The sequence below is a fragment of the Type-C symbiont of Plautia stali genome (assembly GCF_059730935.1).
Window position 1 is genome coordinate 3,053,427 of sequence record NZ_AP035923.1, and the last position, 22,132, is coordinate 3,075,558.

Sequence of the window (22,132 nt, forward strand, 5' to 3'; positions counted from 1 at the left end):
CTTGTGATGCCCGTTCAGGGCGCTACCGGCAAGGCGGTGGTGTATTTAATCTCTTCCATAGCGAAGCTGGAGGTGACGTCAATCAGCCCCGGCACGCCGTTAACCAGACGCTTGTAAAACGCGTCGTAGCTCTTCATATCGGCCACCTGAATGCGCAGCAGGTAGTCGTACTCGCCCGCCATGCGGTAGAAGGCCATCACTTCCGGCATCTGCTGTACCACCGCGACAAACTGCTGAAACCAGTCGCTGCTGTGCTGCTGGGTTTTGATCAGCATAAAGGCGGTGAGCGACAGGCCGAGCTTTTCACCATCCAGCAACGCGACGCGCGCCCGAATAATGCCATCATCTTCCAGCTTTTTCAGGCGTTTCCAGCACGGCGTGGTGGTGAGATTCACCGCATCGGCCAGCGCCTGCAGCGACAGCGTGCAGTCTTTTTGCAGCAGCGCCAGCAGTATGCGGTCAGTTTTATCTAGCATTCGCCACCTCAGGAGAAAAATTTTCTCTTATTTGCCAATTATAACCAAATTTTAGCAACCTCTTTTTCCTGCCAGTGCCTTACACTGAGCGCAATCTCGCTGCCGGAATCGCACCATGCAAACGCCCTGGGTTCGCCACGCTATCAATGAAATTAACGCCGACTTTCAGCGCTCCGCTGATACGCACCTGATCCGTTTTACGCTGGACGATTTCCCCGGCATTCGCTTTTATCTTAAGGATGAAAGCACCCATCCAAGCGGCAGCCTGAAACATCGCCTGGCGCGTTCGCTTTTTCTCTATGGTCTGGCCAATGGCTGGATTGGAGAAAACACGCCGATCATCGAAGCCTCCTCCGGCAGCACCGCGGTGTCGGAAGCTTATTTTGCCCGTCTGCTCGGCCTGCCGTTTATCGCCGTGATGCCAGCCAGCACTGCGCGGCGCAAAATCGAGCTGATCCGCTTTTACGGCGGGGAGTGCCACTTCGTCGCCGATCCGTGCCAGTTGTACAGCGAATCCGAGCGTCTGGCGCGTGAACTTAACGGCCATTTTATGGATCAGTTTACCTACGCCGAACGCGCCACCGACTGGCGCGGCAACAACAATATTGCCGAAAGCATTTTCCGCCAGATGGCGCATGAACCTTTCCCGGTGCCACACACCCTGATCATGAGCGCCGGCACCGGCGGCACCTCGGCTACGCTGGGGCGCTACATTCGCTATCAGGGCCACGACACGCGCCTGCTGGTGGTCGATCCGCAGCACTCGGTGTTTTTCGATTACTGGCACAGCCGCGATCGCACGCTGCGCAGCGAGCGTGGCAGCCTGATTGAGGGGATTGGTCGCCCGCGCGTTGAGCCGTCGTTTTTACCGGATGTGATTGACGAAATGATGAAAGTGCCCGATGGCGCCACCGTGGCGGCGATGTTAAGGCTGGAGCAGATTCTCGGCCGGCGTCCGGGTGCCTCTACCGGTACCAATTTCTGGGGCATGCTGCAGGTGGCAAAACGGCTGCGCGCGCAGGGGCAATCCGCCGCGCTGGTGACGCTGCTGTGTGACAGCGGCGAGCGCTATCCGGATACCTATTACAATCCGCAGTGGGTCGCTGAGCAGATCGGCGATGTTCAGGCGTGGCAGCGCGAGCTGCAATAAAAAACCGGACATCCTGTCCGGTTCACTGTAAGCCTCAGCATTCGGGGGAATAATCGAGGTGTGGTGTGGTCATCCAGTGATTTAAGTAGTGAGACACCGCCTGTGTCTCGCAATGGCCAATAATCGGTAAATGGGGCAGCGAGGTTTTGAGCTGATGCATGGCGTTGCCCATGATAAAACCGCGCCCGACGCGCTCCAGCATTTCGCGGTCGTTCATCGCATCGCCAAATGCCATGCAATCCGCCAGCGACAGCGACAGATGCTGGCACAGCCGCGCCAGCGCGGCGCCTTTGTGGCAATCCACCGGTAAAACTTCCAGACACTCCCTGGCGGAGAAGCACAGGCTGGCGCGATCGCCGAGCGCCTGTTGCAGTTCAATCTTCAGCGCCAGCAGCATCTCATACGGCGCGATAAAGCAGATCTTGGTGACTTCATGTGCCGGCATGCGGCGCAAATCACGCAGCTGATAGTGAAACCCGCTCATCGCGTGCGCTTCCAGCAATCCCGGGAGCGGTTTATCGGTAAACCAGCCTTCGTCATTGAAGATGTGGATCGACGCGGGAGTTTGCCAGTGACTGTGCAACACCTCTTCCGCCACCGACGGCGCCAGATCACAGCCGTACAGTTGCCTGCCCTCGACATCGTGAATGCGCGTACCGTTGCCGGTGATCAGCCAGGCGGGCAAGGTGATCTGCTGGCGTACTGCCTGCATATCCAGCAGGTGACGTCCCGTGGCAAACGCCAGTGTAACGCCACGCTGGTGTAAGGCGTTGAGGCTCTGCAGCGTCTCCGCACCTAAACGGTGGGTAGGTAGCAGCAGTGTACCGTCCATATCAAATGCCGCGAGGCGGGCCATAGGAACTCTCCGGTCTGAATGAGGGGTTTACTATCGCCTGGTAATTACGGAACTAATAGTGAATACTTTCAAAAAACTGTTCCGGGTTTAATCATGCGACAGCTTCATCGGGTTAATCAGTTTCAGCGCCTGTGGCAGCTTAGCCAGGGCGAAGCGCAGCGCATCAGCGTTGCGGCCATGGCGCAGCACTGCTTTTGCAGCGAGCGCCACGTGCGTACCCTGCTGCGGCAGTGGCAGCAGGCGGGCTGGCTGCAGTGGCACGGTGCGGCGGGACGCGGTAAACAGGGCGAACTGCGCTTTCTGCTCTCTCCCGAACAGCTGCGTCAGCAATTGCTCAGCCAGCAGCTGGCAGCCGGTGAAGCGGTACAGGCACTGCAGGTACTGGATGTCGCGCCTGAACGGCTGGTGAAAATGCTGCGCCCACTGATGGGCGGCCAGTGGCAGAATCAGGCGCCGGTGCTGCGCATTCCCTATTATCGCGCGATGGAGGCGCTGGATCCGTTGCAGCTCACCGGACGCGCCGAGCAGCATCTGGTACGCCAGATTTTTTCCGGCCTGACGCGCTTTAACGCGGATGATGTCGAGGGCGATCTGGCACATCACTGGCAGCACGATGCGCAGGGCCGCGAATGGTATTTCTGGCTGCGGCCGCTGCTCAGCTGGCACAACGACGAACCGGTGCAGGCGGCACAGCTGGTCCAGCAGCTGCAACGTATCATGCAGACGCCGCAGGGCGGCCGCCTGCTGGCGGCGGTGGAACACATCGATGCGCCACATCCGCTGGCGCTGCGTATCCGGCTACGCACCAGCGATTACTGGCTGCCGCAGCGGCTGGCGCATCAGTTTTGCCTGCTGCCGCATCCGGAGCATGCCGATACCGGCAGCGGACCGTGGCGCCTGACGCACTTTACCCGCGAGCTGGTGCGGCTGGAGAGCCATGCGCGCTGGCACCATCAGCGCCCGCTGATTCAGGTGGTGGAATACTGGATTACGCCGCAGCTATTCGATCGCGGGCTGGGCACCAGCTGTCGCCATCCGGTGCAGATCGCCATTGGCGATCCCGACGAGCTGGACACGCTGCGGCCGGTGGATCGCAGCATCAGTCTCGGTTTCTGTTACCTGGCGCCGCGTTTCTCGGCTCGCTTCAGCCAGGCGCAGGCCAAAACGCTGCTCGCGCTGATTCAGCACAGCGGCGTCATTCAGCAGCTGCCGCTGGATGAAGGCTTAATTACACCAACCGCAGAGCTGCTGCCCGGCTGGCCGCTGCCCGCCCCGCACCGCCCGGAGGGCACACTGCCCGCAACGCTGACGCTGCATTATCACCTGCCCATCGAACTGCACGTCATGGCCCAGGCGCTGGTGCCGCTGCTGGCGGCACAGGGCTGTACCCTCACCTGCGTATTTCACGACGTCAAAAGCTGGCGCGACGACATCGATCTGAGTGACGCCGACATCATCATGGGCGACCGTCTGATTGGTGATGCGCCGCAGTTTACCCTGGTGAACTGGCTGGAAAATGATGCGGCCTGGCAACCGCTGCGTCCGGCGGTGCTGCAGGCACCGCTGCACGCTATCGCCCGTCAGGCCAGTCCGGCACTGCGCAGCGCCGCGATTCATCAGCTGTTTCAGCAGCTAATGCGCGACGGCCATCTGCTGCCGCTGTTTAACTATCGCTACCAGGTGTTTGCTCCACCAGGCGTCGAAGGTATTCAGCTTAACAGCATGGGCTGGTTCGATTTCACCCGCGCCTGGATCCCGCCGCCTGCCGCAGGCGGTGCTGTTCAGCCCGCGCCAGAGCCAGTACCATAGGCGCACTGATTTATGGGGAAGAAAACATGAAACGAGCCGTTGTCGTATTCAGTGGCGGACAAGACTCCACCACCTGTCTGATTCAGGCGCTGCAGCAGTATGATGAAGTGCACTGCGTGACCTTTGATTATGGTCAGCGCCATCGCGAAGAGATCAGCGTCGCCGCAGAGCTGGCGCAACAGCTGGGCGCGCGGGCGCATAAAGTGCTGGACGTAACGCTGCTCAATGAACTGGCGGTCAGCAGCCTGACGCGCGATAACATTCCGGTGCCGGCCTACAATCCACAGGCCAGCGGCCTGCCCAGCACCTTCGTGCCGGGACGTAACATCCTGTTTCTGACGCTGGCCTCAATTTATGCCTATCAGGTGGAAGCCGAAGCGGTGATCACCGGCGTATGTGAAACCGATTTTTCCGGTTACCCGGATTGCCGCGACGAGTTTGTCAAAGCGCTGAACAACGCCGTCACTCTCGGCATGGCGCGCGAGGTGCGTTTTGAAACGCCGCTGATGTGGCTGAATAAAGCAGAAACCTGGGCGCTGGCGGACTACTGGCAGCAGCTGCCGCTGGTCCGCTCGGAGACGCTAACCTGCTACAACGGCGTTAAAGGCGACGGCTGTGGTGAGTGCGCGGCCTGCCACCTGCGCGCACGCGGCCTGGCCGATTACCAGGCCAATGCGGCCAGCGTGATGGCGGCGATGAAACAGAAAAGCGGCCTGCGCTGATTGCGGCCGCGCTGCGGGCTGGCGTGCTTTCTGGGCATGCCAGCTCAGGAAGGCGCGGTCATCAATGCCGCCAGGCGTTCACGTAACTCCCCTTCCAGCGGCACGGTTTTTTGCGTGCGCAAATCGATGCAGACGAAGGTCAGCGCCGCATCCGCCACCAGCGTGTTATCACCCGCCAGCACAACCCGCTGTAAAATAATGCCGCTTTTGCCGTTGAGCTGCGAGACCTCGCTCTCAATGTGCAGCACGTCGCCCAGCACCGCCGGACGACGATAGTTAATGTTGATATTCACCACCACAAACGCCAGCTGCTGCTCCAGCAGCCAGTGAAAGGCATCGGCATCTTCCAGCCACTGCCAGCGCGCCTCTTCCAGAAACTCCAGGTAGCGCGCATTGTTCACATGCTGATAGACGTCAAGATGATAGCCGCGCACTTTGATGGTGGTTTGCATGATTGCTCCTGTTCAGGCTGTGAATGACAACTGGTTGGACCTGTTGAGCATAGCACAGCCTGATGGGCCGCTTTAGCAATCCTTCAGAGTCGCGAGCCGCTTCACAATTTCAGCCGCGCGCTGTTCCGCTCCACCAGCGCACTGCCAATACCCGGTACTTCTTTCAGCTGCTCGATGGCGCTGAAGGGCCCGTACTGCTCACGATAGCTGACAATCGCCTGCGCTTTTTTCAGTCCAATACCGTTCATGGCGGCGGCCAGCTGCTCGGCCGTGGCCTGATTGATGCTGACCTGTTCCTGCTGCGGCGTGGACACCTGCGTCGCCTGCGTTTCACTGGGGCTTTCCGCCGCCGCCAGTCCGCTGGTCCAGAGCGCGCCGCCCAGCGCCAGCGTGATGCAAAAGGCACGAAATGTTGATTTAACCATGCTGTGTTTCTCCTTGTGTTTGACAGCCACTGCAGGGTGGCACAAGCGAGAAACCCACTCAAAAGGCGATGATCAGAAATGGAAAAGGCCGCAGAAGCGGCCTTTCGGTATTGCAGCAGTTTACCTTTTTTTGTGAGGCTTACTGGTTTTGTGCGGCGGCGCCGTACTTAATCTTCGCCTCTTTGCGCAGGTTTTCCAGCAGCGCTTCAAAGGCAATCTGCGCGTTATTTTGCGTCACGCCTTTCACCATTTCGTCGATCTGCGCCTGCAGCATGTTGCCCGCGCTGACCTTATCCAGCGCGACCAGCACCACGTTGCCCTGCATATCTTCGCTGACACCCCACGACGGCTTGTTATCCGCTGGCTGTGGCAGGTTGAATGCGGCCTGAGCCACCGGATCCTGGGCGTTGCGATCGACGGTTTTGCTGGCGCTCAGCGTCAGGCCAGCCGCCTGCAGCGCGTCCTGTTTGCCCGCTTTCAGCTCGGTCAGCAGTTTGTCTGCCTGCGCTTTGGCCTGCTGCGTCGCTTTGTCATGCTTCAGACTGTCGGCAATCTGCGCTTTAACCTGATCCAGCGGTTTAACCGCTTCCGGTTTGTGCTCGCTGATGCGCAACACAAACGCCCGATCGCCATCGACGCTGATGATGTCAGAGTTGTTGCCCGGCGCGCCGTTCTGACCGGTCAGGCCACCGTTGAAGATCGCCTGTTTAACCGCATCGAAATCGAGATCGGCCGGCACGTTATCGCGGGTGATCCAGCCCGTTTCCACCACTTTCAGGCCAGATGCCTGTGCGGCACCCGCCAGGGATTCGTTGTCGTTGCTGGCGGCTTCGCTCACCTTCTGCTGCATCTTATAGAAGGCGTCGACGGCTTTTTCCTGCTTCACTTTATCCGCCACCGCATCGTGCACCTCCGCCAGCGGTTTAACCTGCTCTGGCTGGATATCGTCCAGACGCACCACCAGGAAACCTACTGAGGACTTGATCACGCCAGACAGCTGATCTTTCTGCGTCAGGTTGGCGTTTTTCAGCTCATCCGGCGTGGTGTTGGGCTCCAGCCAGCCCATGTCGCCGCCTTTACGCGCAGAGATTGGGTCGATGGATTTGCTCTTCGCCAGCGTGGCGAAATCCTCGCCTTTTTTCAGCGCATCCAGCACCGCGTTGGCATCGGCTTCGGTTTTGGTCTGAATGATGCTGTAACGGTTACGCTGCGGCTGTGAATAGTCGGCTTTGTGCTGATCGTACCAGCTCTGAATATCCGCTTCGCTGGCGTTCTCCTGCAGGCTGGCCGCATCCATTTTGATGTAGCTGACGCGGAACTGCTCAGGTGCCATAAAGCTGCTCTGATGCTGCTGGTAGTACTGATTGATTTCGTCGTCGCTGGCGGTTTGTTTCGCGGCCAGCGCATTAACGTCAATCACCGCCTGACGAATCTCGCGTTGCTGCGAGACCAGATCCACCAGCTTGCTGGTTTCACCCTTCAGCATGAAGTCGGTATTGGCGATGGCGTTGATCAGCTGCTGCGTCGCCAGCTGCTTGCGCAGCGCTTCGGCGTACTGATCGGCACTAAAGCCCATGCTGGCGATCAGGCCGTTGTATTTCGCGTTGTCGAACTTACCGTTGGTCTGGAAAGCCTGCTGATTGAAAATAGCCTGCTTCACCTGATCGTCGCTGATGCCAATGTGCAGATCTTTGATGTACTGATCGAGCAGCGCCTGATCGATCAGCTGTGACAGCGCCTGCTGGCGCATCTGCTGCATGTAGCCGTCGTTGCTGGCCAGCTGCGAGAACTGGTCGCCCAGCATCTGCTGCTGACGGTTGCGCTCGTTGTTAAACGCCTGTTCCAGCTCACCGCGGCTAATTTCATGGCCGTTCACTTTGGCAGCGTAATCGCTGTTACCGCCAATCAGGTAGTTGCCCACCCCGGTCAGTACGAATGACAGGATGATCAATCCCAGAATAATCTTGAGCACGACATGGTTCGACGCCGCGCGTAAATTGTCCATCATGGTATGACAACACTCCGCTGTAGTGTGGATGTAAAGCTCTGACACGATGTCATCATCGTGCAGCTGCGGTTCAGGCTGGCAGCTGGCAACCATGCGGAGACTGAAGCCAGCGGCTAAAGTCGCGCATCAAGATAAAAAAAGGCACATCAAAAATGATGTGCCCGTATGTTACATGAGAACGCCTTTTTCGTCCTCAATCCATGGAAGAAAATGCTTCGATGGACAGGTCAGCGGTCATTAATTGACGGCGTCTTTCAGTGCTTTACCTGCACGGAAGCCCGGTACTTTACCAGCCGGGATGGTGATTTCTTTACCGGTTTGTGGGTTACGGCCGGTGCGGGCAGCACGCTCGCGTACAGAGAAGGTACCGAAACCGACCAGTGCCACTTCGTCACCGCCTTTCAGCGCGTCAGAAACGGAGCCCATGAATGCATCTAACACACGTCCCGCTGCCGCTTTAGAAATGTCAGCGTCTGCAGCAATTTTGTCGATCAACTGTGACTTATTCACTCTCTTCATCCCCTCTTTTATTATTCACTCGCACCCGCGCTTCCCGCCCGGTGCGAACGCGCAGCCAGTTATATCAAGCCTGTGGAGCTGAAACAACGGTATTCATCTTAATCGTTGATCCAGCAGCCCCCTAAATTAGCGGCACAAAAAAAAGCTGGCAAGCCCGATTTGGCCTGCCAGCTTCGCTTTTTAGCGCTTTTTGTCGCTAATCACTATTTTGCCGTGGCAACCTGCATCCCGTACGGGGCATTTTCCAGCGCCAGGCTCAGCACTTCTTCAATACGCTTCACCGGATGGATCGACAGATCGGCAATCACGTTCTGTGGAATCTCTTCCAGATCGCGCTTGTTTTCGTCCGGGATCAGCACGGTTTTGATGCCGCCGCGATGCGCCGCCAGCAGTTTCTCTTTCAGGCCACCAATCGGCAGTACCTGACCGCGCAGTGTGATCTCGCCGGTCATCGCCACGTCCGAACGCACCGGGTTACCGGTCAGACAGGAGACCAGCGCGGTACACATCGCGATACCGGCGCTTGGACCATCTTTCGGCGTCGCTCCTTCCGGTACGTGTACGTGGATGTCACGCTTCTCGTAGAAGTCGCCGTTGATGCCGAGTTTCTCCGCACGGGCGCGGACTACCGTCAGCGCCGCCTGGATTGACTCCTGCATCACCTCACCGAGTGAACCGGTGTAGGTCAGCTTGCCTTTGCCCGGCACGCAGGCGGTTTCGATGGTGAGCAGATCGCCGCCCACTTCGGTCCACGCAAGGCCGGTGACCTGACCAACACGGTTTTCGCTGTCGGCGCGGCCGTAATCAAAGCGCTGCACACCCAGGAAATCCTTGAGGTTTTCGCCGTTGATTTTGATGCTCTTTTTCGCTTTGTCCATCAGCAGCGCTTTCACCGCTTTACGGCACAGCTTGGAGAGTTCGCGCTCCAGGCTACGCACGCCCGCTTCACGGGTGTAATAGCGGATAATGCCGATAATGGCGCTATCGTCAACGCTGATCTCTTTCTCTTTCAGCGCATTACGCTCGATCTGCTTCGGCAGCAGGTGCTGTTTAGCGATGTTGAGCTTCTCATCTTCGGTGTAACCGGAGAGACGAATCACTTCCATACGATCCAGCAGCGGAGCCGGAATGTTCATGGAGTTAGAGGTAGCCACAAACATCACATCTGACAGATCGTAATCCACTTCCAGATAGTGATCGTTGAACGCAATATTCTGCTCCGGATCCAGTACTTCCAGCAGCGCCGAGGCCGGATCGCCGCGCATGTCGGATGACATTTTGTCGATCTCATCCAGCAGGAACAGCGGGTTTTTCACGCCGACTTTGGCCATTTTCTGGATCAGTTTGCCCGGCATCGACCCGATATAGGTACGACGGTGGCCGCGGATTTCCGCTTCATCACGCACGCCGCCCAGCGCCATACGCACATATTTACGGCCGGTGGCTTTAGCGATTGACTGTCCCAGCGAGGTTTTACCCACGCCCGGCGGTCCGACCAGACACAGAATCGGCCCTTTAATTTTGCTGACGCGACTCTGCACCGCAAGATACTCAAGGATGCGGTCTTTCACGCGCTCCAGACCGTAATGGTCGGTATCCAGCGTCTCCTGCGCTTTCCGCAGGTCTTTTTTCACCTTGCTGCGCGCGTTCCACGGCACCTGCACCATCCAGTCGATGTAGCCGCGCACCACGGTGGCTTCCGCTGACATCGGTGACATCATTTTCAGCTTCTGCAGTTCGGCTTCGGCCTTCTCGCGCGCCTCGACCGGCATTTTCGCCGCGTCGATTTTGCGTTTCAGCGCTTCGTATTCATCCGGCGCATCGTCCATCTCGCCCAGCTCTTTCTGAATCGCTTTCATTTGCTCATTCAGATAGTACTCGCGCTGGCTTTTCTCCATCTGCTTTTTAACGCGGTTGCGAATACGCTTCTCAACCTGCAGCAGATCGATTTCAGATTCCATCATCGCCATGAGATATTCCAGACGCTCATTGATGTCGGACATCTCCAGCACTGACTGTTTGTCAGCCAGCTTAAGCGGCATGTGCGCCGCTACGGTGTCGGCGAGACGCGCCGCGTCGTCGATGCTGTTGAGTGAAGTCAGCACCTCCGGCGGGATTTTTTTGTTCAGCTTGATGTAGCCTTCAAACTGATTGATGGCGGTACGCACCAGCACTTCCTGCTCGCGCTCTTCAATTTCCGGCGAGATCAGGTATTCGGCCTGGGCAACAAAGTGGTCGCCATTGTCCGCTAAAGTGGTGATGTGTGCGCGCTGAAGACCTTCCACCAGCACCTTAACGGTGCCGTCTGGCAGTTTCAGCATCTGCAGTACGGAAGCAACGGTCCCTACCGCAAAGAGATCGTTAATACCAGGTTCATCCGTTGAAGCCTCTTTCTGGGCAACCAGCATGATCTTCTTGTCATGATCCATCGCCGCTTCGAGGCAACGAATCGATTTTTCCCGACCAACAAACAACGGAATTACCATGTGCGGATAAACCACCACGTCGCGCAACGGCAACACGGGGATTTCAATGCGTTCAGAACGCTCAGGATTCATAGAGCTCTCTCTTAGTTTAATGTCCGCCAGGTGATGGGAACCGCGTGATACAGGCTGTATGCAGTTAGACCCACAGGATTATGAGTATATGGGGATGCTTGCACGACATTCAATGTCACAGAGGTGAGAAAAATAAAAGGGGAAACATTTTCCCCTTTTTTAAGATAACAACGTGGTGTAATTGATTATTTATTCGCCAGAAGCCTGGGCTTCATGCTTACCGTAAATCAGCATCGGGTCAGATTGCCCCTCGATCACTGACTCATCGATCACCACTTTCTCTACGCCTTCCATTGATGGCAGGTCGTACATGGTTTCGAGCAGCGCCGCTTCTACGATAGAACGCAGACCACGTGCCCCGGTTTTACGCGAGTTCGCTTTCTTCGCAATCGCCGTCAGCGCTTCGTCACGGAACTCCAGCTCCACGCCTTCCAGGTTAAACAGCGCCTGATACTGCTTGGTCAGCGCGTTTTTCGGTTCACGCAGGATCTGGATCAGCGCTTCTTCGCTCAGCTCGTTGAGCGTCGCCACCACTGGCAGACGACCAATGAACTCCGGAATCAGACCAAATTTGATCAGATCTTCCGGCTCAACCTGTGACAGCAACTCGCCTTCGCTGGCTTTCTGCGATTTACCTTTAACGGTCGCGCCAAAGCCAATACCGGAGCCGGTTTCAACACGCTGTGAAATCACTTTATCGAGGCCGGCAAACGCACCGCCACAGATAAACAGGATTTTCGAGGTGTCGACCTGCAGAAACTCCTGCTGCGGATGCTTACGTCCACCCTGCGGCGGCACGGCAGCCACCGTGCCTTCAATCAGTTTCAGCAGCGCCTGCTGTACGCCTTCACCTGACACATCACGGGTGATAGACGGGTTGTCTGATTTACGGGAAATCTTATCGATTTCATCGATGTACACGATGCCGCGCTGCGCTTTCTGTACGTCGTAGTCGCACTTCTGCAGCAGTTTCTGGATGATGTTTTCCACATCCTCGCCCACATAACCGGCTTCGGTCAGCGTGGTGGCATCCGCCATGGTGAAAGGCACATCCAGCAGGCGCGCCAGCGTTTCCGCCAGCAGGGTCTTACCGCTACCGGTTGGACCGATCAGCAGAATGTTACTTTTGCCCAGTTCAATCCCGTTGCTGGTGTCGCCGTTACGCAGACGTTTGTAGTGGTTGTACACCGCCACCGCCAGCACTTTTTTCGCCTTCTCCTGACCGATAACATAATCGTCAAGGTGATGGCGGATCTCATGCGGCGTCGGGAGCGCGCTGCGCTCGCGGTGCGGGGCCACTTCTTTAATCTCTTCGCGAATGATGTCGTTACACAGATCGACACACTCGTCGCAAATATACACTGACGGCCCGGCAATCAGCTTACGGACTTCATGCTGGCTTTTGCCGCAGAAAGAGCAGTACAGCAACTTACCTGAACCGTCTTTGCGCTTATCTGTCATCAGCTAACCTCTTTTCGTTCTCAGACCTAATTGGTGTACGGCAATGGCCGCACAGCAACGGCCGATATGCATGCAACTCACCTGTCTGCACCCGTTAACTATAGCGTAAGGGGCAGACAGATGTGTCTTATTGGCGATGCGTCAGGATGGAGTCGACCAGGCCATACTCTACCGCTTCGCTGGCAGAGAGGAAACGATCGCGCTCGGTGTCGCGTTCAATCTGCTCCAGCGATTTGCCGGTATGTTCCGCCATCAGCTCATTCATACGCTGCTTCACTTTCAGGATTTCACGCGCGTGGATCTCAATGTCCGTCGCCTGGCCCTGATAGCCGCCCAGCGGCTGGTGAATCATCACGCGTGAGTTTGGCAGACAGAAGCGCTTGCCTTTAGTCCCCGCCGTCAGCAGGAATGCGCCCATCGAACAGGCCTGGCCCATACAGATGGTGCTCACGTCCGGCTTGATGAACTTCATTGTGTCATAAATCGACATACCGGCGGTAATCACACCACCTGGCGAGTTAATGTAGAGGTAAATGTCTTTTTCAGGATTCTCAGCTTCCAGAAACAGCATCTGCGCCACAATCAGGTTCGCCATGTGATCCTCAACCTGACCGGTCAGGAAGATCACGCGCTCTTTAAGCAGGCGGGAGTAGATGTCGTAAGAACGCTCGCCGCGCGAGGTTTGTTCGACCACCATTGGCACCAGCGCATTGGTTGGTGCAGTAAATTCACGATCGCCACTGTATGACATTACCGTCTCCTGATAAATTTCATTGGCAACATTCTGTACCGATTTTACGCGAGGCGCGCGGCGAAAACTATGCGCAGCGGTCTCGTTCCGACATAACAGGACGGTTAATCAGCCAGTCTCACTGTTTTCACGCATTCTCCCTGTATCTGGGGATGCAGCCCAGTTGTTTCAAGCATAACAACCTTTTCCCCATTCGCTAACACGGAAAAACAGCTTAGCGAAGAATTTGCCGATTAATTAGTCAAATAGCGCACAAATGTGGTTGGTTTCCGCCAGAAACGAAAAAGCCCGCGACACAGCGGTCGCGGGCTTTAGCACTCAGGGTTAACTCACGAATCAGGCCGCAGAGGTCTGGTTCATCAGCTCCTGGAAGTTAGTGGCTTTGTCAGTCACTTTGGCTTTCGCCAGTACCGCTTCAACCGCCTGCTCTTCCAGCGCAACGTTGCGCATGTTGTTCATCAGCTCGCTGTTTTTGCTGTAGAACTCGATCACTTCCTGCGGATCTTCGTACGCAGAAGCCATCTCTTCGATCAGCGCTTTAACGCGATCTTCATCGGCTTTCAGCTCGTTGATGCGAATCACTTCGCCCAGCAGCAGACCGACCACAACGCGACGTTTTGCCTGCTCTTCGAACAGTTCACGTGGCAGTTCCAGCGCCTGCTTCTCGTTGCCGCCGAAACGCTGTGCAGCCTGACGACGCAGAACGTCGATTTCGCTGTCGATCAGTGCCACTGGCACGTCGATTTCGTTCGCGTTAACCAGACCGTCAATCGCCTGCGTCTTCACGCGGTTACGGATAGCGCCTTTCAGTTCGCGCTCCATGTTCTTACGCACTTCAGCGCGCAGACCTTCAATGGAGCCATCTTCCACACCGAAACGCTTGATGAATTCAGCGGTCAGCTCCGGCAGTTCGCGGGTTTCCACTTTCTTCAGCACGATGTCGAACTTCGCATCTTTGCCTTTCAGGTTTTCCGCGTGGTAGTCATCCGGGAATTTCACGTCGATGGTGAAGGTGTCGCCGGCTTTCTTGCCAGTGATGCCTTCTTCGAAGCCTGGGATCATACGACCCTGACCCATTGCCAGCACGAAGTCAGACGCTTTGCCGCCTTCGAACTCTTCGCCGTCTATAGAGCCGGTGAAATCGATGGTCGCGCGATCTTCTGCTGATGCCGCTGCATCGGTCTCTTTCCAGGTCGCCTGCTGCTTCTGCAGGGTTTCCAGCATGGTGTCGACGTCAGCGTCGGTCACTTCAACCACCGGTTTTTCAACTTCGATTGCATCCAGGCCTTTCAGCTCAACTTCCGGATACACTTCGAACTCAACCGCGTAAGTGAAATCTTCACCTTCTTTATACTCACCCGGCACGTAGTTCGGTGCGCCAGCTGGGTTGATCTTCTCTTTGATGATGGCGTCAACGAAGTTACGCGTCATCAGCTCGCTCAGGACGTCCTGACGAACAGAGGCACCGTAGCGCTGATTAATGATGGTAGCCGGCACTTTGCCTTTACGGAAACCGTCGATACGGACTTTCTTAGCCACTTCCACCAGTTCTTTCTTCACTGCGCTTTCGATGCTGTCCTTAGGAACAGTAATCGAAATGCGACGGCCCAGACCCTGAGTGGTTTCTACTGAAACTGTCATCTTGTTACCTCAAAAAATCACGTGCTCGGTCAACTTCAGACACCACACAATTAATGCGCCGTATCCAACAACCGGGACGGCCTCTGCAGGCAGAACCTAATCCCTGTCACCAGAAGCGTCCCGAAGACATTCCGGAAAAATAGACGCCGCATTATAGCGGCATCCCCGGAATGAGTCGAGGCTGCAAACTCACCACTTTTTAACGGTTTTGCTGCTTTTTTGCGCCGCAGATCGCGTTTGTGCATCATTGAGGTAAGAAAAAACGGCCCGCAGGCCGTTTTGGAGGAAGCTGAAGAGAAAAACTCAGGCCAGCGTACCGGCACCGCGACAGTTCGGTGAGGCGAGTACGGTATCCTGCAGTCCATCCCACTCTTTGCGCGTGTAGGTATGCAGCGCCAGCGCATGAACGCTGCCTGCCAGCTCGGTCGCCAGCTCGCCATAAATGGCGCGGTGACGCTGCAGGAAGCGCTGTCCGGTGAAAAGGTCGCTGACGATCACCACTTTGAAGTGACTTTCAGACCCGGCAGGCACGTTATGACGATAGCTTTCGTCATGCACTTCGAGATGTGCAGGCTCAAAAGCGTTACGCAGCTTTTCTTCTATTTGTTCGCGAATCATTGTTAACACTCCTCTACGGCGAGCGCTGTGCCCCATCTGTTTAAATATTAGTAGGTTTTTTACCTTTCCCGCAGCCGGGCAGGAAAAAAATCCTGCTGCGCTGCGCATCTTAGCCTGCTCAGGCTGGCGGTCAATCGGTTAGCGCGTCCGGCGGTCCGAAAAAATCCTTTACAATCAATTTCCCCTGGTGCGGGGCTTTTTTCGCCGTGCCGCAATGCTATGATGGCCGCAGTTTTGCAAACCAACCCATATGCTAACGAGAATGAGTATGTTGAAAAAACTGTTATTCCCTCTGCTGGCTGCCTTTATTTTGGCCGGCTGCGCCAGCAATAACACCACGCTGAACATCCAGCCAAAAATCCAGCTGCCACAGCAGGATCCGAGCCTGATGGGCGTTACCGTCAGCGTTAACGGTGCCGATCAGCGCAGCGATCAGGCGCTGGCCAAAGTGAACCGCGACGGTCAGCTGATCACCCTGACCCCGTCACGCGACCTGCGTTTCCTGCTGCAGGAAGTACTGGAGAAGCAGATGACCTCGCGCGGCTACATGATTGGCCCGAACGGCGCGGTGGATCTGCAGATCGTGGTTAATGGTCTGTACGCCGATGTCACGCAGGGCAACGTGCGTTACAGCATCACCACCAAAGCGGATATCTCTATTATCGCTACCGCGAAAAACGGCAACAAGCAGGTGAAAAACTACCGTCAGACTTACAGCGTAGAGGGTGCCTTCAGCGCTACTAACGACAAGATCACCAACGCGGTTAACTCTACCCTGAGCGACGTGATTGCCGATATGGCGCAGGACACCAGCGTCAATAACTTCATCAAGCAAAACGCGCGTTAATTTTCCGCAGTAACCTGCCCGGTCCCCGCTGACCGGGCTTCATTTCAGGCTGGCTATGACATCTCACTATCTGCGTATTTTTACCCAACGTAACGCTGCGGTCCTGCTGCTGCTCGGTTTCGCTTCCGGTCTGCCGCTGGCGCTGACCGCCGGTACGCTCCAGGCGTGGATGACGGTAGAGAATGTCGACCTGAAAACCATTGGTTTCTTCTCCCTCGTCGGTCAGGCTTACGTGTTTAAGTTCCTGTGGTCGCCGATGATGGATCGCTATACCCCGCCCTTTCTTGGCCGGCGGCGCGGCTGGCTGCTGGTCACGCAGTTAGCGCTGATTGCCGGCATTGTGGCGATGGGCTTTATGCAGCCATCACGCGACCTTACCCTGCTGGCGGCGCTGGCGGTGCTGATGGCGTTCTGCTCAGCCTCGCAGGATATTGTGTTTGATGCGTGGAAAACCGATGTGCTGCCGCCGGAAGAGCGCGGCAGCGGCGCGGCGATTACCGTGCTCGGTTACCGGCTGGCGATGCTGATTTCCGGCGGCCTGGCGCTGTGGCTGGCGGATCGCTATCTCGGCTGGCAGGCCACTTACTGGCTGATGGCGCTGCTGATGGTGCCCGGACTGATCGCCACGCTACTGGCGCGTGAACCTGAGGCGCCGGTGCGCGAGCCGCACTCGCTGCGTCAGGCCGTCGCGTTTCCGCTGAAGGATTTCTTTCAGCGCAACAACGCCTGGCTGCTGATCACCTTAATCATTCTCTACAAGCTGGGCGACGCGTTCGCCGCTTCGCTCACCACCACCTTCCTGATTCGCGGCGTGGGCTTCAGCGCCGGTGATGTCGGTCTGGTGAATAAAACGCTCGGCCTGCTGGCGACCATTATCGGTGCGCTATACGGCGGCGTGCTGATGCAGCGCCTGAGCCTGTTCCGCGCGCTGATGATCTTCGGCGTGCTGCAGGCGGTATCTAATTTCGCTTACTGGCTGCTGGCGGTAACGCCACCGCATCTGTGGAGCATGGCCAGCGCGGTATTTATCGAAAACCTGTGCGGCGGCATGGGCACCGCCGCCTTTGTGGCGTTGCTGATGACGCTGTGCAACAAATCGTTCTCGGCCACGCAGTTCGCGCTGCTGTCAGCGCTGTCAGCAGTTGGACGCGTGTATGTCGGTCCGGCGGCTGGCTGGCTGGTCGAACTGTGGGGCTGGCCGGTATTTTACGCCTTTACCGTGGTGGCCGCCGTACCGGGCCTGCTGCTGCTGTGGGCGTGTCGCGGCACGCTGCAGGCAATGCAGCACAGCGGTGAATTCATGAAGCGCAGCCTGTGGCCACAGGGTTATCGCTGGACGGTACGCCTGTTCGCGGCGGGCTGTACGCTGCTGGCGCTCTGGCTGCTGACGCTGGCACTGCGTGCGGCGGATATCTGGCACAGCGCGAAGCTGCCAACCCATCTGTTTGAGGCAGGGATGGCGCTGGCGCTGCTGGCGGTGCTGCTCGGCGTGATGCTGGACTGGCTGGCATTAAGAAAAACAGCGTCAAATCGTGCACATTAACGCTGCGCTATTTGCCAGACGGGGACAAATCGCTTAAAAATAGCCTCCGGCGAATTTTAAGCGATAGCATTTTTTTTAACGCGAAATAGAAACATTAAATTAACAATCCTGCGTAATATTTAAATCCGGTGAGCAATTAATTTGTAGAAATTTCATCGCCAAAATGATGCAGAATTGTTAAATAAATGAGTATTAAAACTCCGGTTTATGCTTTCCCTGTTTTCTCTGCGGTTAATGTCATTGGTTTTTGTTATATTGCCGCCAACTGCTTGTCGCAGTTAATAATTTGTCACCCTGCGCAACATCTGTGACACCCTTAGCAAAAGGTGTCAACAGCCTTCTGACACATCCTTAAGCTGGTTTACACTGCATAAACCTTCCCGTAAAATGCGCGCACACTTAAACGACAATAGAGCCCTTTGTCATTGAGGTCGTTAAATGAGACTCAGGAAATACAATAAAAGTTTGGGGATTTTGTCATTAATTGCAGGCGCTGTATTACTCAGCGGCTGCGATAGTGCGTTGTTAAATCCCAAGGGACAGATTGCACTGGAGCAACGTTCACTGATTCTGACAGCTTTCGGCTTGATGATGATCGTCGTTATTCCGGCAGTCTTAATGGCTGTTGTGTTCGCCTGGAAATATCGGGCAACCAATACCAACGCGAAGTATAGCCCTAACTGGTCACACTCTAACAAAGTGGAAGCCGTGGTCTGGACCATTCCGATCCTGATCATTCTCTTCCTCGGCGTGCTGACCTGGAAATCAACCCACGCGCTGGAGCCGAGCAAACCGCTGGCCTCTGACGTGAAACCGGTTGAGATCGACGTAGTGGCACTGGACTGGAAATGGCTGTTCATCTACCCGGAACAGGGTATTGCAACCGTCAACCAGATTGCCTTCCCGGCAAATACTCCGGTGAACTTCAAGATCACCTCGAACTCCGTCATGAACTCCTTCTTTATTCCTACGCTCGGCAGCCAGATCTACGCCATGGCGGGTATGCAGACCAAACTGCACCTGATCGCCAACGAGCCAGGTACGTTCGACGGTATCTCTGCTAACTTCAGCGGTCGCGGTTTCTCTGGCATGAAGTTCAAAGCCATTGCCACCAAAGACGATGCGGAATTCCAGCAGTGGGTTGCCAAAGTTAAAGCGGCACCTAACACGCTGACCACCATGGATGATTTCGAAAAACTGGCTGCGCCAAGCGAAAATCACCCGGTGGAATATTTCTCAACTGCGAATCCGGAACTGTTCAAGCAGGTTATTGATAAGTTCATGATGAGCCACGGGAAAATGGACATGTCGCACGAAGGCATGGACATGAATCACGCCGCAGCTGCGGGAGCCGAGGAATAATACGATGTTCGGAAAATTAACACTGGATGCAGTGCCCTACCATGAACCCATTATCATGGTTACGGTCGCCGGTATCATCATTGGTGGTCTGGCGCTGATCGCTGCTATTACCTATTTCGGTAAATGGCAGTATCTGTGGTCTGAATGGTTAACCTCCATCGACCACAAAAAACTGGGTATCATGTACATCATCATGGCCTTTGTCATGCTGCTGCGCGGCTTTGCCGATGCGGTAATGATGCGTACCCAACAGGTTATGGCTTCCGCCGGGGAAGCAGGCATACTGCCACCGCACCACTACGACCAGATCTTTACCGCTCACGGCGTGATCATGATCTTCTTCGTGGCGATGCCTTTCGTGGTGGGTCTGATGAACATCGCGGTTCCGCTGCAAATCGGTGCCCGTGACGTTGCCTTCCCGTTCCTGAACAACCTGAGCTTCTGGTTTACCGCTATCGGTGTGATCCTGGTTAACCTGTCACTGGGTGTGGGCGAATTCGCACAGACCGGCTGGCTGGCTTATCCACCGCTCTCGGGGGCAGAATACAGTCCTGGCGTCGGGGTCGATTACTGGATCTGGAGTCTCCAGCTCTCCGGTATTGGTACCACGCTGACCGGTATCAACTTCTTCGTGACCATTCTGAAGATGCGTGCACCGGGCATGGACCTGTTCAAGATGCCGGTATTCACCTGGGCAGCACTGTGTACTAACGTCCTGATTATCGCTGCGTTCCCGGTTCTGACCGTGACGCTGGCACTGTTGACGCTTGATCGTTACCTCGACTTCCATTTCTTTACCAATGATATGGGCGGTAACATGATGATGTACGTCAACCTGATCTGGGTCTGGGGTCACCCGGAGGTGTACATCCTCGTTCTGCCGGTGTTTGGTGTCTTCTCTGAAGTCACGGCCACCTTCTCGAAAAAGCGTCTGTTTGGTTACACCTCGCTGGTGTGGGCAACCATCGCCATTACCGTTCTGTCGTTCATCGTTTGGCTGCACCACTTCTTCACCATGGGTGCCGGTGCGAACGTTAACGCCTTCTTCGGTATCATGACGATGATCATCGCGATTCCGACCGGGGTGAAAATCTTTAACTGGCTGTTCACCATGTATCAGGGTCGTATCGAGTTCAACTCGGCGATGCTGTGGACCATCGGCTTCCTGGTCACCTTCTCCGTTGGTGGGATGACCGGCGTACTGCTGGCGGTACCAGGCGCAGACTTCGTGCTGCACAACAGCCTGTTCCTGATTGCACACTTCCACAACGTTATCATCGGTGGTGTGGTGTTCGGTTGTATGGCTGGCGTGACCTACTGGTTCCCGAAAGCCTTCGGCTTCACCCTGAACGAAACCTGGGGCAAACGTGCTTTCTGGTTCTGGATCATCGGCTTCTTCGTTGCCTTTATGCCGCTGTACGCGCTGGGCTTCATGGGGATGACCCGTCGTCTGAGCCAGGACATCGATCCGCAGTTCCACTCTCTGCTGGTAGTTGCAGCAGGCGGTGCAGCGCTGATCGCCTGCGGTATCCTGTGCCAGCTTATCCAGTTCTGGGTATCGGTACGTGACCGTGAGCAGAACCGCGATCTGACCGGTGACCCGTGGGGCGGCCGTACGCTGGAGTGGGCAACCTCTTCACCTCCGCCGTTCTACAACTTTGCTGTGATCCCACATATCCACGAGCGTGATGCGTTCTGGGAAATGAAAGAGAAAGGCGAAGCGTACAAGCAGCCAGAAAAATATGAAGAAATTCATATGCCGAAAAACAGCGGCGCGGCCATTGTTATCGCTGCCTTCATGACAGTCTTCGGTTTTGCCCTGATCTGGCACATCTGGTGGCTGGCAGGTCTTACTTTCCTTGGCACCATCGTGACCTGGATTGTGAAGAGCTTCGATGAAGACGTGGATTACTACGTACCGGTTGCTGAAATCGAGCAGATCGAGAAGAAGCACTTTGATGACATCAGCAAAGCAGGTCTGAAATAATGTCAACTGAAACCGTTAAACACCACCACGACGCCCATGCGGAGCATGGGCATCACGATGCGGGAGCCAATAAAGTCTTTGGCTTCTGGATCTACCTGATGAGTGACTGCATTATCTTCGCAACTCTGTTTGCGACCTATGCGGTCATGGTTAACAACACTGCTGGTGGCCCGGCAGGTAAAGATATCTTCGAACTGCCGTTTGTGCTGGTTGAAACCGCGCTGCTGCTGCTGAGCTCCATCACGTATGGTATGGCAGTGATTGCGATGAACAACCAGAACAAAGGTTCGGTCATCAGCTGGCTGGCGTTGACCTTCCTGTTCGGTGCCGGATTTATCGGGATGGAAATCTATGAATTCCATCACCTGATCAAGGAAGGTTTCGGTCCTGACCGCAGCGGCTTCCTGTCTGGCTTCTTTACTCTGGTCGGTACGCACGGTCTGCACGTGACCTCTGGTCTGATCTGGATGGCCGTACTGATGTTCCAGATCGCTAAACGCGGTCTGAGCGCCACCAACCGCACCCGTATCATGTGTCTGAGCCTGTTCTGGCACTTCCTGGATGTGGTGTGGATCTGCGTATTCACCGTTGTCTATCTGATGGGGGCCATGTAATGAGTCATTCTGTAAACGAACATGGTGCATCTCACGGTAGCGTGAAGTCTTACATGATCGGCTTCATCCTCTCGATCATCCTGACGGCGATCCCGTTCTGGATGGTGATGGATGGCAGTGCTTCTCACGGCACCATTCTGGGTGTGGTTCTGGTGTGTGCAGTGGTTCAGGTGCTGGTGCACCTGGTCTACTTCCTGCATCTGGACAGCAAATCCGAGGGTGGCTGGAACATGGTGGCCATTGTCTTCTCCGCGGTCATTATCCTGATTGTGGTGATTGGCTCACTGTGGATTATGTGGAACCTCAACTACAACATGATGGCCCACTAAAGAG

Annotated in this window: 20 protein-coding genes; 9 read left to right on the top strand and 11 right to left on the bottom strand. The window is 55.9% G+C overall.

Features of this window, described 5'->3' with window-relative positions:
• Nucleotides 1-14 precede the first annotated feature (14 nt).
• On the bottom strand, nt 15-476 hold the full coding sequence (locus tag AC6I7J_RS14515) for an Lrp/AsnC family transcriptional regulator (protein ID WP_058775235.1): 462 nt from the start codon (nt 474-476) through the stop codon (nt 15-17).
• A 115-nt stretch (nt 477-591) separates the two neighbouring features.
• Here AC6I7J_RS14515 and AC6I7J_RS14520 point away from each other — a divergent pair, with 115 nt between their 5' ends.
• Complete coding sequence (locus AC6I7J_RS14520; protein ID WP_215480085.1) at nt 592-1,626, top strand: PLP-dependent cysteine synthase family protein; 1,035 nt, start codon at nt 592-594, stop codon at nt 1,624-1,626.
• Between the two features lie 34 nt (nt 1,627-1,660).
• Here AC6I7J_RS14520 and cof read toward each other — a convergent pair whose 3' ends face one another.
• The gene (gene cof, locus AC6I7J_RS14525) at nt 1,661-2,482 is read right to left on the bottom strand and encodes an HMP-PP phosphatase (protein ID WP_058757954.1); all 822 of its coding nucleotides are present in this window, start codon (nt 2,480-2,482) and stop codon (nt 1,661-1,663) included.
• 93 nt (nt 2,483-2,575) lie between these two features.
• On the opposite strand from cof, the gene AC6I7J_RS14530 reads away from it, so the two are divergent.
• Both AC6I7J_RS14530 and queC read left to right on the top strand, forming a co-directional pair.
• Nucleotides 2,576-4,291 carry an SgrR family transcriptional regulator gene (locus AC6I7J_RS14530; protein ID WP_262256357.1) on the top strand — a complete coding sequence of 572 codons (1,716 nt, stop codon included), beginning with the start codon at nt 2,576-2,578 and terminating at the stop codon, nt 4,289-4,291.
• 26 nt (nt 4,292-4,317) lie between these two features.
• Nucleotides 4,318-5,013: a 7-cyano-7-deazaguanine synthase QueC gene (gene queC, locus AC6I7J_RS14535; RefSeq protein WP_498006022.1), complete on the top strand. Its 696-nt coding sequence runs from the start codon at nt 4,318-4,320 to the stop codon at nt 5,011-5,013.
• A 44-nt stretch (nt 5,014-5,057) separates the two neighbouring features.
• Here queC and AC6I7J_RS14540 read toward each other — a convergent pair whose 3' ends face one another.
• From AC6I7J_RS14540 to bolA, 9 genes are all read right to left on the bottom strand, one after another.
• Nucleotides 5,058-5,465 carry an acyl-CoA thioesterase gene (locus tag AC6I7J_RS14540; RefSeq protein WP_058769390.1) on the bottom strand — a complete coding sequence of 136 codons (408 nt, stop codon included), beginning with the start codon at nt 5,463-5,465 and terminating at the stop codon, nt 5,058-5,060.
• A 101-nt stretch (nt 5,466-5,566) separates the two neighbouring features.
• A complete protein-coding gene (locus AC6I7J_RS14545) occupies nt 5,567-5,890 on the bottom strand; it encodes a ComEA family DNA-binding protein (protein ID WP_058775229.1) in 324 nt (107 codons plus the stop codon).
• 139 nt (nt 5,891-6,029) lie between these two features.
• Nucleotides 6,030-7,898 carry a peptidylprolyl isomerase gene (gene ppiD, locus AC6I7J_RS14550; protein ID WP_498006024.1) on the bottom strand — a complete coding sequence of 623 codons (1,869 nt, stop codon included), beginning with the start codon at nt 7,896-7,898 and terminating at the stop codon, nt 6,030-6,032.
• Nucleotides 7,899-8,135: 237 nt separating this feature from the next.
• Nucleotides 8,136-8,408, bottom strand: coding sequence for a nucleoid-associated protein HU-beta (gene hupB, locus AC6I7J_RS14555; protein ID WP_014606441.1), 273 nt, complete (start codon nt 8,406-8,408; stop codon nt 8,136-8,138).
• Between the two features lie 212 nt (nt 8,409-8,620).
• Nucleotides 8,621-10,975: an endopeptidase La gene (lon, locus tag AC6I7J_RS14560; RefSeq protein ID WP_058775228.1), complete on the bottom strand. Its 2,355-nt coding sequence runs from the start codon at nt 10,973-10,975 to the stop codon at nt 8,621-8,623.
• A gap of 189 nt (nt 10,976-11,164) precedes the next feature.
• Nucleotides 11,165-12,436, bottom strand: a complete 1,272-nt coding sequence (gene clpX, locus AC6I7J_RS14565; protein ID WP_021507186.1) for an ATP-dependent protease ATP-binding subunit ClpX — start codon at nt 12,434-12,436, stop codon at nt 11,165-11,167.
• Nucleotides 12,437-12,563: 127 nt separating this feature from the next.
• Complete coding sequence (gene clpP, locus AC6I7J_RS14570) at nt 12,564-13,187, bottom strand: ATP-dependent Clp endopeptidase proteolytic subunit ClpP (protein ID WP_010616837.1); 624 nt, start codon at nt 13,185-13,187, stop codon at nt 12,564-12,566.
• 336 nt (nt 13,188-13,523) lie between these two features.
• Nucleotides 13,524-14,828 (bottom strand): trigger factor, encoded by a 1,305-nt coding sequence (gene tig, locus AC6I7J_RS14575; protein ID WP_498006026.1) that lies wholly within the window; start codon nt 14,826-14,828, stop codon nt 13,524-13,526.
• A gap of 303 nt (nt 14,829-15,131) precedes the next feature.
• Nucleotides 15,132-15,446 (bottom strand): transcriptional regulator BolA, encoded by a 315-nt coding sequence (gene bolA, locus AC6I7J_RS14580; RefSeq protein WP_058757958.1) that lies wholly within the window; start codon nt 15,444-15,446, stop codon nt 15,132-15,134.
• Nucleotides 15,447-15,714: 268 nt separating this feature from the next.
• Between bolA and AC6I7J_RS14585 the strand changes: the two genes are divergently transcribed.
• The 6 genes from AC6I7J_RS14585 to AC6I7J_RS14610 all read left to right on the top strand — a co-directional run bounded on the left by AC6I7J_RS14585 (nt 15,715) and on the right by AC6I7J_RS14610 (nt 22,128).
• The gene (locus tag AC6I7J_RS14585) at nt 15,715-16,293 is read left to right on the top strand and encodes a lipoprotein (RefSeq protein ID WP_021507183.1); all 579 of its coding nucleotides are present in this window, start codon (nt 15,715-15,717) and stop codon (nt 16,291-16,293) included.
• Nucleotides 16,294-16,348: 55 nt separating this feature from the next.
• Nucleotides 16,349-17,836, top strand: coding sequence for a muropeptide MFS transporter AmpG (ampG, locus tag AC6I7J_RS14590; RefSeq protein ID WP_498006028.1), 1,488 nt, complete (start codon nt 16,349-16,351; stop codon nt 17,834-17,836).
• 438 nt (nt 17,837-18,274) lie between these two features.
• Complete coding sequence (gene cyoA, locus AC6I7J_RS14595) at nt 18,275-19,198, top strand: cytochrome o ubiquinol oxidase subunit II (RefSeq protein WP_031279652.1); 924 nt, start codon at nt 18,275-18,277, stop codon at nt 19,196-19,198.
• A gap of 4 nt (nt 19,199-19,202) precedes the next feature.
• Nucleotides 19,203-21,185, top strand: a complete 1,983-nt coding sequence (cyoB, locus tag AC6I7J_RS14600; protein ID WP_021507180.1) for a cytochrome o ubiquinol oxidase subunit I — start codon at nt 19,203-19,205, stop codon at nt 21,183-21,185.
• A complete protein-coding gene (locus tag AC6I7J_RS14605) occupies nt 21,185-21,799 on the top strand; it encodes a cytochrome o ubiquinol oxidase subunit III (RefSeq protein WP_021507179.1) in 615 nt (204 codons plus the stop codon). The genes cyoB and AC6I7J_RS14605 overlap by 1 nt, the downstream gene beginning before the upstream one ends.
• Nucleotides 21,799-22,128 carry a cytochrome o ubiquinol oxidase subunit IV gene (locus AC6I7J_RS14610; RefSeq protein WP_022549333.1) on the top strand — a complete coding sequence of 110 codons (330 nt, stop codon included), beginning with the start codon at nt 21,799-21,801 and terminating at the stop codon, nt 22,126-22,128. Before AC6I7J_RS14605 ends, AC6I7J_RS14610 begins: the two co-directional genes overlap by 1 nt.
• Nucleotides 22,129-22,132 lie beyond the last annotated feature (4 nt).

Coding starts and splice junctions, on each gene's coding strand:
- AC6I7J_RS14515 (WP_058775235.1), bottom strand. CDS start 476: ATGCTAGATAAAACTGACCGCATACTGCTGGCGCTGCTGCAAAAAGAC.
- queC (WP_498006022.1), top strand. CDS start 4,318: ATGAAACGAGCCGTTGTCGTATTCAGTGGCGGACAAGACTCCACCACC.
- cof (WP_058757954.1), bottom strand. CDS start 2,482: ATGGCCCGCCTCGCGGCATTTGATATGGACGGTACACTGCTGCTACCT.
- ppiD (WP_498006024.1), bottom strand. CDS start 7,898: ATGATGGACAATTTACGCGCGGCGTCGAACCATGTCGTGCTCAAGATT.
- cyoA (WP_031279652.1), top strand. CDS start 18,275: ATGAGACTCAGGAAATACAATAAAAGTTTGGGGATTTTGTCATTAATT.
- AC6I7J_RS14520 (WP_215480085.1), top strand. CDS start 592: ATGCAAACGCCCTGGGTTCGCCACGCTATCAATGAAATTAACGCCGAC.
- lon (WP_058775228.1), bottom strand. CDS start 10,975: ATGAATCCTGAGCGTTCTGAACGCATTGAAATCCCCGTGTTGCCGTTG.
- clpP (WP_010616837.1), bottom strand. CDS start 13,187: ATGTCATACAGTGGCGATCGTGAATTTACTGCACCAACCAATGCGCTG.
- ampG (WP_498006028.1), top strand. CDS start 16,349: ATGACATCTCACTATCTGCGTATTTTTACCCAACGTAACGCTGCGGTC.
- AC6I7J_RS14605 (WP_021507179.1), top strand. CDS start 21,185: ATGTCAACTGAAACCGTTAAACACCACCACGACGCCCATGCGGAGCAT.
- tig (WP_498006026.1), bottom strand. CDS start 14,828: ATGACAGTTTCAGTAGAAACCACTCAGGGTCTGGGCCGTCGCATTTCG.
- clpX (WP_021507186.1), bottom strand. CDS start 12,436: ATGACAGATAAGCGCAAAGACGGTTCAGGTAAGTTGCTGTACTGCTCT.
- bolA (WP_058757958.1), bottom strand. CDS start 15,446: ATGATTCGCGAACAAATAGAAGAAAAGCTGCGTAACGCTTTTGAGCCT.
- AC6I7J_RS14530 (WP_262256357.1), top strand. CDS start 2,576: ATGCGACAGCTTCATCGGGTTAATCAGTTTCAGCGCCTGTGGCAGCTT.
- AC6I7J_RS14540 (WP_058769390.1), bottom strand. CDS start 5,465: ATGCAAACCACCATCAAAGTGCGCGGCTATCATCTTGACGTCTATCAG.
- AC6I7J_RS14585 (WP_021507183.1), top strand. CDS start 15,715: ATGTTGAAAAAACTGTTATTCCCTCTGCTGGCTGCCTTTATTTTGGCC.
- AC6I7J_RS14545 (WP_058775229.1), bottom strand. CDS start 5,890: ATGGTTAAATCAACATTTCGTGCCTTTTGCATCACGCTGGCGCTGGGC.
- AC6I7J_RS14610 (WP_022549333.1), top strand. CDS start 21,799: ATGAGTCATTCTGTAAACGAACATGGTGCATCTCACGGTAGCGTGAAG.
- cyoB (WP_021507180.1), top strand. CDS start 19,203: ATGTTCGGAAAATTAACACTGGATGCAGTGCCCTACCATGAACCCATT.